Below are 12,121 nucleotides of genomic sequence, written 5' to 3' on the forward strand. Positions count from 1 at the left end.
AGAATATCACGACACGGCAAACCCGCGCGTCTGTTGATGCCCCTGTGGGAGCGAGCCTGCTCGCGATGGACCAGAGAACGCCGCGGGGTATCAGGCTCCCAGCGTTATCGTTAACGACCATCGCGAGCAGGCTCGCTCCTACAGGGGACAGCGGCTTCGCCAGCCGTTACAAAAATTGCGTTGAAAAGGTAATGGTGAACTGATCGGCATTAGGCGCCCCCGGCCTTCTATACTCAAGCGGGTCTTTTTTGAAGAGCGTGTGAGGGCAAGCCATGAGCGACAAAGACGATCTGCGCAAGTATTCCGCTGAAGTGGTCGATGGCATCGAGGCCGCGCCGGCCCGGTCCATGCTGCGCGCCGTGGGCTTTACCGACGAAGACTTCAAGAAGCCGCAGATCGGTATCGCCTCCACCTGGGCGATGGTCACGCCGTGCAACATGCACATCGACAAGCTGGCGCTGGAAGCCGAAAAAGGCGCCAACGCCGCCGGGGCCAAGGGGGTGATTTTCAACACCATCACCATTTCCGACGGCATCGCCAACGGCACCGAAGGCATGAAGTATTCCCTGGTGTCCCGCGAGGTGATCGCCGACTCCATCGAGACCGTGACCGGGTGCGAGGGCTTTGACGGGCTGGTGACCGTGGGCGGTTGCGACAAGAACATGCCCGGCTGCCTGATCGGCATGGCGCGGCTCAATCGGCCGTCGATCTTTGTTTATGGCGGCACCATCCGCCCGGGTGCCGGCCACACCGACATCATTTCCGTGTTCGAAGCCGTGGGCCAGCATGCCCGTGGCGACATCAACGCGATCCAGGTCAAGCAAATCGAGGAAGTGGCGATCCCCGGCCCCGGTTCTTGCGGTGGCATGTACACCGCCAACACCATGGCCTCGGCCATCGAAGCGCTGGGCATGAGCCTGCCCGGTTCCAGTTCCCAGGATGCCGTGGGCAGCGACAAGGCTTCGGACAGTTTCCGCGCCGGGCAGCAGGTGATGGAACTGCTCAGGCTCGACCTCAAGCCCCGGGACATCATGACCCGCAAGGCCTTCGAGAATGCCATTCGCGTGGTGATCGCCCTCGCCGGCTCCACCAACGCCGTGTTGCACCTGCTGGCCATGGCCCATGCGGTGGATGTCGAATTGACCCTGGATGACTTCGTTGAACTGGGGACAGTCTCCCCGGTGGTGGCCGACCTGCGCCCCAGCGGCAAGTACATGATGAGCGAGCTGGTGGCCATCGGCGGCATCCAGCCGCTGATGAAGCGCATGCTCGCCGCCGGCATGTTGCACGGCGATGTCATGACCGTGACCGGCAAGACCCTCGCCGAAAACCTTGAAGCGGTCGCCGATTACCCGGATGGCCAGGACGTGATCCTGCCCTTCGACCAACCGATCAAAAAGGACTCGCACCTGGTGGTGCTGCGCGGCAACCTTTCGCCCAGCGGCGCGGTGGCCAAGATCACCGGCAAGGAAGGCTTGCGCTTCGAAGGCAAGGCGCGGGTCTACCACGGCGAAGAAGGCGCGCTGGCGGGAATTCTCAACGGCGAAGTGCAGCCCGGCGAAGTGATCGTGATTCGCTACGAAGGCCCCAAGGGCGGGCCGGGCATGCGCGAAATGCTCTCCCCCACGTCAGCGGTGATGGGCAAGGGCCTGGGCAAGGACGTGGCGCTGATCACCGACGGGCGTTTTTCCGGTGGTTCCCATGGTTTCGTGGTAGGTCACATCACCCCGGAAGCCTTTGAAGGCGGGCCGATTGCGCTGATCGAAAACGGTGACACCATCACCATCGACGCGGAGAGTCGGCAGATCACGGTGGATGTGTCCGAGGCCGAAATGGCCAGGCGCAAGGCACGCTGGGTGCGGCCGCCGTTGAAGTACAAGCGCGGGGTGTTGGCCAAGTATGCGAAGACGGTGTCCAGTGCTTCGGAGGGGGCAGTGACTGACAAGTATCTTTAGGCAATAAGTCTGGCGGCGCCTGGAATGACGCCTTCGCGAGCAGGCTCGCTCCCACATGGGTTCTGTTGTGAACACAGCATTTGTGAACACTGAAGATCCCTTGTGGGAGCGAGCCTGCTCGCGAAGAGGCCTTATCAATCACCCAAAAATCAACAGGCCTGACGCTGCCCGACAGGCTCACGCAAGAAATCCAGCGCCGCAACCGCCACCTTGGCCACCTGCGCGTCCTGGTCCGGCTTGACCCCGGACACACCGACGGCCCCCACCACCTGCCCCGCCACCAGAATCGGCACGCCACCTTCCAGCGTGGCACTGAGCACCGGCGCCGAAAGGAAGGCGGTACGTCCGCCATTGATCATGTCTTCATAGGCCTTGGTTTCCCGTCGCCCAAGCGCCGCGCTGCGGGCCTTTTCCGTGGCGATGTAGGCGCCGACCGGCGCACAACCGTCCAGGCGTTCGAGGGCCAACGGGTGGCCGCCGTCGTCCACCACGGCGATGGTCACCGGCCACTGAGACGCCCGGGCTTCATCTCGGGCAGCGTTGAGCATCAGTAAAACTTCGGCTTGGGTCAGTACCATTTTGCTTTGCATGGTCAGGGCTTCCGGATTCAAGTCAGGGTAATCACGAGACACGTTCGGCCAGTCTTCGGGTCAGCCAGTCGGGGTCCATCTGCGGCACCGATGCCAGCAGCCGCGCCGTGTAGTCGTGGTGCGGCGGGCTGAACACCTGGGCCAGCGGCCCCTGTTCGACGATCTTGCCCTGATGCATCACCACCACCTGGTCGGCGATGCTGCGCACGGTTTCGATGTCGTGGGTGATGAACAGGTAGGACAGCCCCAGCGACGCCTGCAACCGTTGCAGCAATTGCAGAATCTCCTTGGCCACGATCTGGTCGAGCGCCGAGGTCACTTCGTCGCAGATGATCACCTTGGGCTCGGCAGCCAAGGCCCGGGCAATGCAGATGCGCTGCTTCTGCCCGCCGGACAGCTCACCGGGGAAGCGGTCGATGATCCGCGCGGGCGAGAGTTCGATCTGCTCGAGCAACTGATGAATTCGTGCTTCCTTGGCCTTGCCGGTGAGCCCCAGGTAGAACTCCAGTGGCCGCCCGAGGAAATCGCGCACCCGCTGACGCGGATTGAGCGCGGTGTCCGGCATCTGATAAATCATCTGGATGTGGCGCAACAGCTCGCGGCTGCGCTGACGATAATCGAGCGGCAACGCCTCGCCCTGGAACGACAGCTTGCCCTTGCTCGCCGGCAACAGCCCGGTCAGGACCCGGGCAACCGTGGACTTGCCGGAACCGGATTCGCCCACCACCGCCACCGTCGCCCCTTTCGGCACTTCCAGGGAAATGTCATGCAGGATCGGCAGCTGCCCGTAGCCGGCACTCACGCCCTCAAGCTTCAACACCGGCGCTTCCTTGGCAAACACCCTGGGCTCGTGATGCATCTCGCGCACCGCCCACAGGGTCTTGGTGTAGTCCATTTGCGGCGCGGACAGCATCCGCCGCGTGTCGGCCTCCTCCACGGTGTTGCCGTGGCGCAGCACCATGATCCGGTCGGCCATCTGCGCAACCACCGCCAGGTCGTGGGTGATATAGATGGCAGCAGTCCCGGACTGCTCGACCACCTCGCGGATCGCCGCCAGCACTTCCACCTGGGTGGTCACGTCCAGCGCCGTGGTCGGTTCGTCGAAGATGATCAGGTCAGGCCGGCAGGCCATCGCCATGGCCGTCATCGCGCGCTGCAACTGGCCACCGGAGACCTGATGCGGGTAGCGAAAGCCGATGTTCTCAGGGTCCGGCAGGCGCAGGCGGCGATACATCTGCACCGCATCGCTGCGGGCCTGTTCTTCGCTCATCACGTTGTGCAGCACGGCGGTTTCGACGAATTGATCGATCAGGTTGTGCGCCGGGTTGAAGGCTGCTGCCGCCGACTGCGCAACGTAGGCGATGCGCGAGCCCCACAGTTGCAGCTTCTGCTCGCGGGGTGCCTTCGAAAGGTCAGTGCCGTCAAAGACGATGCTGCCCTGGGTGATCCGGCAACCCGGCCGTTCGTAGCCCATCGCCGCCAGGCCAAGGGTCGACTTGCCGGCCCCGGACTCGCCGATGAGGCCGAGGATTTCTCCCCGGTGCAACTCCAGGTCGATGCCCTTGACGATTTCCTGCCAGGCCCCGCCGCACTGCGCCTCGATGCGCAGGCCGGTGATTTTCAGCAGCGTGTCTTTCGCTTGAATCTTGTTGTTTTCACTGGTCATCGCGCAGGCCACTCGTCAGATGCAGGAACCAATCCACCACGAAATTCACGCCGATGGTCAGCAGGGCAATGGCCGCCGCCGGCAGCAACGGCGTGATGTCGCCATAGGAAATCAGCGTGGCGTTGTCGCGGACCATCGAACCCCAATCCGCCGTTGGCGGCTGGATCCCAAGGCCGAGGAAACTCAAGGCGCTGATGAACAGAAAGGTGAAGCAGAACCGCAGGCCGAACTCGGCCACCAGCGGCGCCATGATGTTGGGCAGGATTTCGCGGAACATGATCCAGCCGTTGCCTTCGCCGCGCAGGCGCGCCACTTCGACAAAATCCATCACCGCGACGTTGCCGGCGACCGCACGGGTCAAGCGAAACACCCGGGTCGAATCCAGCACCGCAATGATGATGATCAACGCCGGAATCGAGGTACCGAACAGCGTCAGCAGCATCAGGGCGAATATCAGTTGCGGGATGGCCATCAGCACATCGACGATCCGCGACAGCGTTTGATCCACCCAGCCGCCCCGCGCCGCCGCCAACAACCCGGCCGCACCGCCTAGCAGGAACGCCAGGCTGGTGGCCAGCGCGACGATGCCGATGGTATTGCGGCCGCCATACAGCAAGCGGGTGAGCATGTCGCGACCGAGGTTGTCGGTGCCCAGCAGGAACTGCGGTCCCCAGGGTTCGAACGCCTGGGCGACCACCTGGGATTCGCCGTAGGGCGTCAGCCAGGGGGCGAAAATCGCGCCGAGGGTGTAGAGCACGATGACCAGCATGCCGAGCTGCGCCGTCCAGGGTGCCGCGCGCAATCCGCGCCACACGCGTTTGCACCGGCTTGAGCGTTGTGGAGGCTGGAGCACAGAGGCCAATCCCGAGCTGTCCAGGTTCATGTTTGACTTGATCATTTAGGGTGCCTCAACCGTGGGTTGCTGAGGACTGACAGCACATCCGCCGTCAGGTTGAGCACGATGTAAGTGGCCGCGAATACCAGGCTGCACGCCTGGACCACCGGCATGTCGCGCTTTTTCACCGAGTCGACCATCAACTGGCCCATCCCCGGATAGACGAACACCACCTCGACCACCACCACGCCCACGATCAGGTAGGCCAGGTTGAGCACGATCACGTTGATGATCGGCGCCCAGGCATTGGGCAAGGCATGGGTCAGGATCACCCGCCAGCGCGGCACGCCCTTGAGGGTGGCCATCTCGATGTAGGGACTGGCCAGCAGGTTGATGATCGCCGCCCGGGTCATGCGCATCATGTGCGCCATCACCACCAGGGTCAGGGTCAGCGCCGGCAGCGTCACCCGGTAGATGCGTTCCAGCAGCGGCTGGGACGGATCGACGTTGGCCAGGCTCGGCAGCCAGCCCGCCTTGACCGAGAACAGCAGGATCAGCAAGTAGGCGAGGAAGAACTCGGGGAAGGAAATGAAGGTCAGCGTGGCGCTGTTGATCATCCGGTCGAAGAAGCCATTGCGGTAGATCGCCGCGAGAAAGCCAAGGCCCAGGGCCAGGGGCACGGCGATCACCGCCGTGACCGAGGCCAGGAACAGGGTGTTGAGCAAGCGGCTGCCCAGCAGCTCGGCAATCTGCCGGCCGTTGGCCAGCGAACTGCCGAAGTCGCCCTGGACGAAAGCCGTGAGCCAATGGATGTAGCGCATGTGCAGCGGTTGATCGAGCCCCAGCCCATGCCGGAAGGCCGCGACGGCCTCCGGCGTGGCGGACTGGCCGAGGATTTCCGTGGCGATGTCGCCGGGCAGGAAATCCACGCCCAGCAAGATGATCACGGAAACGAACCAGAGGCTCAGGCAACCCAGCGCCAGGCGCCGGGTCAGCAGGGTTTTGATGTCGGTCATGAGTGTTTACCCCCGTGGTCGTTACGCGCCTGTCCACCAAAAGCCGGGGAACGTCTCATGCAAACCACCAGCGTTCCGCGGCACGCAGGCCGTCCAGGTCCCAGTTGCTGGCCAATTTGTCGTGGCCGATGCGCCGGGAGATGCCGTCGACATAGTTGGCGAACAGTGGAATCAGCGCGCCGCCGTCGTCACGCAACATGCCTTGCATCTCGCCGTACATCTGCCGGCGTTTGGCGTCGTCGAGTTCCGAACGCGCCGACAACAGCAGCGAGTTGAATTGCGTGTTGTCCCAGAAGGTTTCGTTCCAGCTCGCACCCTTGCCGTAGACCAGCGAGAACGCCCAGTCGGCAGTGGGTTTGCCGCCCCAGTAGTCCATGCTCCAGGCTTTTTTCATCCAGACGTTTTTCCAGTAGCCGTCGTTCGGCTCGCGCACGACGTTGATGTCGATGCCCGCCTTGGCCGCGTGCTCCTTGAACAGCACGGCGGTATCCACCGCACCGGCAAACGCCGCGTCGGCCGCGCTCAAATCCACCTTCAAGCTGTCCAGGCCCGCCTGCTTGAGATAGAAGCGGCTCTTGTCCGGGTCGTACTCGCGCTGCGCCAGCTCCTTGTTGAAATAGCGGTAGCCGGAACTGATCGGGTGGTCGTTGGCGACCTCGCCGTGTCCATGCAGGATGGTTTCGAGCATGGTCTTGCGGTCCACCGCGTGCTTGAGCGCCATGCGCACGTTGTTGTCGGTGAACGGCGCCATGGTGGTGTTCATCGGCAGGCTGTAGTGCTGGCCGCCGTTGATCGAGGAAATCTCCAGCGCGGGGTTGCGCTTGAGCAGGTGCACGGTCTTCAGGTCGCAGCCGTTCATGGCGTGGATTTCGCCGGTGCTCAAGGCATTGGTGCGTGCGCCGACATCGGCGATCACCAGGAACTCCACCGAGTCGAACCAGCCGCGATCGGGCTTCCAGTAATTGGGGTTGCGCTTGACCAGCGTGCGCACGCCCGGGTCGAAGGACTCGCGCATGTAGGCACCGCAGCCGATCCCGGCGGTGGCATCGACCTTGCCGTCCTGGGATGGCATCACTGGCAAGTGATAGTCGGATAGCAAGTAAGGGAAGTCGGCGTTGCCGCCGCTCAGGGTGATGGTCACCTGATCCTTGCCGTCGGCGCGGATATCGTCGATGGGCGCCAGCAGGCTGTTGGCCGCCGACTTCGAATCCTTGCCGCGATGGTGGTTGAGCGAGGCCACGACGTCGGCGGCTTCCAGCGGCTTGCCGTTGTGGAACACCACCCCTGGGCGCAGCTTGAACGTCCAGACCTTGGCGTCGGGCGAAGGCTCCCAGCTTTGCGCCAGCTCGCCGATCAGCTCGCCGGTGTTGGTGACTTCGGTCAGGTAGCTGTGGATCGAGTGACCGACCGACTGCATGTAGTTGTCGCCGAAGGTGCCGGGATCGAACGAGTCGGTGGTCGATCCGCTGGCGATACCCAGCTTGAAATGCCCGCCGCGCTTGGGCGCCGATGCCGTGGTATCGGCCATGGCAAAGCCCGGAAAACCGCTGGCCAAAGCCATGCCGGCGCCCGCCGCCAGCATGCCTTGCATAAAGGTACGTCGATCGATTCGCCCTTGTTTCAGGCCCTGTGTCAGATCGTCAATGAGTTTGCTCATGAGGTGTCCCCGTTATTGGCTGTTTTATCAGGAGTTGTCTCAGCGGGCTGTCTTCACCCTCGCCGGACCCACACACGTGTCGCTGTACCTGTGATCGCTTTTCAAATCCTTGCGGTCACCGCCTTGACCCGGCAATAACTGCGCAAGCCTTCCAGTCCCTTCTCCCGTCCGAAGCCGGACAACTTGTTGCCGCCAAACGGCGTTTCGACGCCACCGGCGTAGTACTCGTTGATGTACACCTGCCCGGCATCGATATCCCGCGCCAGGCGCAGGGCCTTGGTGATGTCCCGGGTGTAGATGCCCGCCGCCAGGCCGAACGGCGTGCCGTTGGCCAGCTCCAGCGCATGCTCGGCCGAGTCGGCCACTTGTACCGCCAGCACCGGGCCGAAAATCTCTTCCTGCACCAGGCGATCCATCGGCCGCAGGTTGTCGAGCAGGGTCGGCGCAAAGAACCAGCCCGAGCCGCTGGCCGGATCGGTCAACCGCGTGCCGCCGGCCGCGACCTTGATCCCGCGAGCCCTGGCATCTTCGACATAGCCGCTGATCTTCTCCAGCTGTTGCAATGAGCTGATGGCGCCAATGTTCGGATTCTTCAGGCCATGGCCGAGGGTCAGTTGATTGGCGCGGGCCGCCAGGCGCTCGACGAATTCGGCGTGGATGCTGCGCTCGATGACCAGCCGCGAGCCGGCCGAGCAGATTTGCCCGGCGTTGGAATAGATGGCCCACAGCGCGTCTTCGATGGTCGCGTCCAGATCACAATCGGCGAGCACCACCATCGGTGACTTGCCACCCAGTTCCAGGGTGACGCTGGTGATGTTGCGCGCAGCTGCCTGCATCACCGCGCTGCCGGTTTGCACCGAGCCGGTGAAAGTGACATGGCGCACCTTGGGATGCGCCACCAACGGCGCGCCGACCTTGGCCCCGGTGCCGGTGACGACGTTGCACACCCCTGCCGGCAGCCCGGCCTGATGCAGGATCTGGGCGAGCAACAGCGCGCTCAGCGGCGTCTGTTCGGCGGGTTTGAGCACCGCCGTGCACCCCGCCGCCAGCGCTGGCGCCAGGCCTCGAGCCGCCGTGGAAAATGGATAGTTCCAGGGAATCACATGGGCGGTGACGCCGACCGGTTCGAGCATCGTTTGGGATACGTAGTCCGGCCCCAGCGCCATGGTCTCGCCATGCAGCTTGTCGGCCGCACCGGCGTAGTACTCGAACAGGCGCGCGGCGGAACGCACGTCGGACTGGGCTTCACTCAGGGTCTTGCCGTTGTCCAGGGTTTCGATCACCGCCAGGCGCTCGGCGTTGGCGCGGATGCCTTCGGCGGCGCGCAGCAGGATGCGACTGCGCTCGGCGGGGGTGCCCTTGCTCCAGGGACCGCGCATGGCACGGTCGGCGGCATTCACCGCCAGTTCGACGTCCTGTTCGCAACCGCTGGCAAACGCGGCAAACGCGCGGCCCAATCCCGGATCGAACGTCTCCATGGCGTCGCCGCCGGCAGCCGCGTGCCACTGTCCGTCGATCCAATGATCCCGTGGCAAACCGGCCAGGGTGCCGGTGGCAAAATATTCGGCGATCAGTGCTTCGGTTTCGTTGCTCATTTAGCCACCTCGCTGACCTGATAGCTGGAACGTTCCAGCCACTGCGGCGAGACCTCGATGCCCCAGCCCGGCGCATCGCTGACGGTCACGTGGCCGTCTTCGACGGTGTACGGCGACTCGACGAACAGGCCGTCCTGCCACGGGTAGTAATCCAGGCCTTCGATGGACAGTTCCAGGTACTTGCCGGCGTTGGGAATGGCCTTGAGGTAGTGCATGGTGAACAGGGTCACCAACGACAGGTTGGCGCTGTGCGGGGTGCACGGCAGCCCCGCCTGCGCCGCCATTTTCGCGACCTTCATCGAACGGGTGATGCCGCCCAGGTACAGCACGTCCGGCTGCACCACATCGACGGCGCGCATGTCGATCATTCGGCGCCAGGTCGCCAGGTCGCAGTCCTGCTCGCCGCCGGTCACGTCCAGGCGCAGGGCGTCGGTCACCTGTTTGGTTTGCTCCAGCTCCCAGTACGGGCACGGCTCCTCGAAGTGCTCGATGCCGTAGTCCTGCAACATCCCGCCCACCTCGATGGCGCGGCGTGGGGAGAACCCGGAATTGCCGTCCACCAACAAGGACACGTCGTCACCCAACGCTTTGCGGACGGTCGGCACGATCTGTTCGGTGCGTCCTGGCCACTCGTCAACGTCATGCCCGCACTCGCGCCCGACGCGGAACTTGAAGGCATCAAAACCATAGCTGTCGCGCAATTGCTGGAAACGCCGGGCTTCGTCATCGGCGCTGATGTCGCGGCGCATCGACGAGGCGTAGGCGCGCAATTTCCCTGGCGTGCCGCCCAGCAACTCGACCACCGGCTTGCCTTCGACCTTGCCGCGCAAGTCCCACAGGGCGGTATCCAGCCCGGCCATCGCCCGGCACATATAAGTGCCGGGAAACTTGTGCTCACGCTCGGGGATCAGGGTGATCAGGCTGTCGATGTCCATTGCATCGGCGCCCAGCGCCCAGGGTGCGACCTGGCGATGGAACACTTGCGCGGTGATGTCGGCGTTGTAGGTGGACAGCTGCCCCCAGCCGACCGCCCCGGTGTCGCTGGTGACGCGAACGAACCCGACGTAAGGATCGCAAAAGGTTTCAAGCTTCTTGATGCGCATCACGACACTCCACTTTCTTGTTATCGGCCAGGATCAGGTCCGCTGCTTTCTGCGCGACCATGATGGTTGGGGCATTGGTGTTGCCCGAAGTAATGGTGGGGAAGATCGACGCGTCGACGACCCGCAGACGCTCGATGCCATGCACCCGCAAACGGGTATCGACCACCGAGGTGCGTGCATCCAGCCCCATGCCGCAGGTGCCGATGGGATGGAACACCGAGCCGCAGCGCTGACGGAAGTCTTCGAGGATCTGTTCATCGGACATGCCGCCCAGATCCGGCTCGATGGCCTCCTTGATCAGGCCGCGCAAGGCCTGGGTGCGGACCATTTGCTGAATCAGGCGGCCACCGGCGATGACCGCCTCGACATCCTCCGGCTCCGAGAGGTAATTGGGGCGGATCTGCGGGCTGACGCGCGGGTCGGCGCTGCGGATGTCGATGCGTCCGCGACTCTTGGGCCGGCACGGCTGGAACGAGATGATGAACCCCGCGAACGGGTCCGGATTCATCAACGGGCGCTTGCCTTCCGGAGCGGTCGAATAGGTCACCGGGTTGAAATACAGCTGCGTGTCCGGAGCACTGCCCAGCGCATCGGCACGCACGAAACCGCCGGACTGGTTGACGCTGACACTCAGCGGGCCCTTGCGAGTCAGCACATAGCGCAGCCCTGCCCACAACTTGCCGTGCATCGGGTGCAGCAGGTTGTTGAGGGTCGGCTCGGTGGCCTTGTAGTAGTAGTTGATGCCCAGGTGGTCCTGCAGTTGCCCGCCCACGGCCTCGTTGTCCAGCACCACCGGAATGCCGTGACGCTTGAGCAACGCGGCGGGCCCCACGCCGGATAATTGCAGCAGTTGCGGCGAGTTCACCGCGCCCGCGCTGAGGATTACCTCGCGCCGGGCATGGGCGACAAACACCTGGCCATCCTGTTCGAACTCGACACCGACGGCGCGGCGCCCCTCGAACAACACCCGATGCACCAGTGCGTGGGTCATCAGGCGCAGGTTGTCACGCTGCAGGGCCGGACGCAGGAAGGCATCCGCCGCCGAGCAGCGCATCCCTTTGTAGGTGTTGATCTGGTAGGACCCTACCCCTTCCGGGCTGCTGCCGTTGAAGTCCTCGGTGTAAGGCAGGCCGACTTCCCGGGCGGCGGCGAAAAAATGCCGGCGCAGCGGATGCAACTCGGCGCTGACGTCGGACACATACAGCGGGCCGCCCTGCGCGGCGTTGCCCTGGGCATCGACGCGGCGCTCGGAGCGTTGGAAGTAAGGCAGCACATCAGACCAGCCCCAACCGGTATTGCCGAGTTTTTCCCAGCTGTCGAAATCCACCGGCAGGCCACGGCAGTACACCATGGCGTTGATCGAGCTGGAGCCGCCGATGACCCGCCCGCGCGGCCAGTAGCTACGGCGTGAATCGATGGCCGATTCCGGCTCGGTCTCGTACTTCCAGTTGATCCGTTCATCGAAAAAGGTACGCCCGTAACCGATGGGCATCTTGATGAAGAACTTGCGGTCGCTGCCGCCGGCTTCCAGTACCAGTACCCGTGCCGTGCGGTCGGCGGAAAGACGTTCGGCCATTACCGAACCTGCCGAACCGCTGCCCACGATGATGTAGTCAAACGCCCCCATTACCGCCATGTCCCTTGCCTCTTGCTCGAAGTTCATCGCAGAACCGGTTGGTTAGCCGGCAGGCCTTTTTTGTTTGT

General features: G+C 63.8%; 9 protein-coding genes. 1 reads left to right on the forward strand and 8 read right to left on the reverse strand.

Features of this window, described 5'->3' with window-relative positions; translation table 11 throughout:
* The first annotated feature begins 272 nt into the window (after nt 1–272).
* Nucleotides 273–1,955: a dihydroxy-acid dehydratase gene (ilvD, locus tag DKY63_RS07220; protein WP_110963473.1), complete on the forward strand. Its 1,683-nt coding sequence runs from the start codon at nt 273–275 to the stop codon at nt 1,953–1,955.
* A gap of 149 nt (nt 1,956–2,104) precedes the next feature.
* Here ilvD and DKY63_RS07230 read toward each other — a convergent pair whose 3' ends face one another.
* From DKY63_RS07230 to DKY63_RS07265, 8 genes are all read right to left on the reverse strand, one after another.
* The gene (locus DKY63_RS07230) at nt 2,105–2,545 is read right to left on the reverse strand and encodes a heme-binding protein (RefSeq protein WP_110963475.1); all 441 of its coding nucleotides are present in this window, start codon (nt 2,543–2,545) and stop codon (nt 2,105–2,107) included.
* A gap of 31 nt (nt 2,546–2,576) precedes the next feature.
* Entirely contained in the window at nt 2,577–4,211 is a 1,635-nt protein-coding gene (locus DKY63_RS07235) for an ABC transporter ATP-binding protein (protein ID WP_110963476.1), read from the reverse strand.
* The gene (locus DKY63_RS07240) at nt 4,201–5,109 is read right to left on the reverse strand and encodes an ABC transporter permease (protein WP_239499383.1); all 909 of its coding nucleotides are present in this window, start codon (nt 5,107–5,109) and stop codon (nt 4,201–4,203) included. Before DKY63_RS07240 ends, DKY63_RS07235 begins: the two co-directional genes overlap by 11 nt.
* A complete protein-coding gene (locus tag DKY63_RS07245; RefSeq protein WP_110963477.1) occupies nt 5,106–6,062 on the reverse strand; it encodes an ABC transporter permease in 957 nt (318 codons plus the stop codon). Before DKY63_RS07245 ends, DKY63_RS07240 begins: the two co-directional genes overlap by 4 nt.
* Nucleotides 6,063–6,117: 55 nt before the next feature.
* Nucleotides 6,118–7,719 carry an ABC transporter substrate-binding protein gene (locus DKY63_RS07250; protein ID WP_110963478.1) on the reverse strand — a complete coding sequence of 534 codons (1,602 nt, stop codon included), beginning with the start codon at nt 7,717–7,719 and terminating at the stop codon, nt 6,118–6,120.
* Nucleotides 7,720–7,820: 101 nt separating this feature from the next.
* Nucleotides 7,821–9,314 (reverse strand): aldehyde dehydrogenase family protein, encoded by a 1,494-nt coding sequence (locus DKY63_RS07255; protein ID WP_110963479.1) that lies wholly within the window; start codon nt 9,312–9,314, stop codon nt 7,821–7,823.
* A complete protein-coding gene (locus DKY63_RS07260) occupies nt 9,311–10,417 on the reverse strand; it encodes a mandelate racemase/muconate lactonizing enzyme family protein (protein WP_110963480.1) in 1,107 nt (368 codons plus the stop codon). Before DKY63_RS07260 ends, DKY63_RS07255 begins: the two co-directional genes overlap by 4 nt.
* Nucleotides 10,398–12,080, reverse strand: a complete 1,683-nt coding sequence (locus DKY63_RS07265) for a GMC family oxidoreductase (protein WP_204354309.1) — start codon at nt 12,078–12,080, stop codon at nt 10,398–10,400. Before DKY63_RS07265 ends, DKY63_RS07260 begins: the two co-directional genes overlap by 20 nt.
* Between the last annotated feature and the right edge of the window lie 41 nt (nt 12,081–12,121).

The organism is Pseudomonas putida, from assembly GCF_003228315.1.
Classification (GTDB): Bacteria; Pseudomonadota; Gammaproteobacteria; order Pseudomonadales; family Pseudomonadaceae; genus Aquipseudomonas; species Aquipseudomonas putida_S.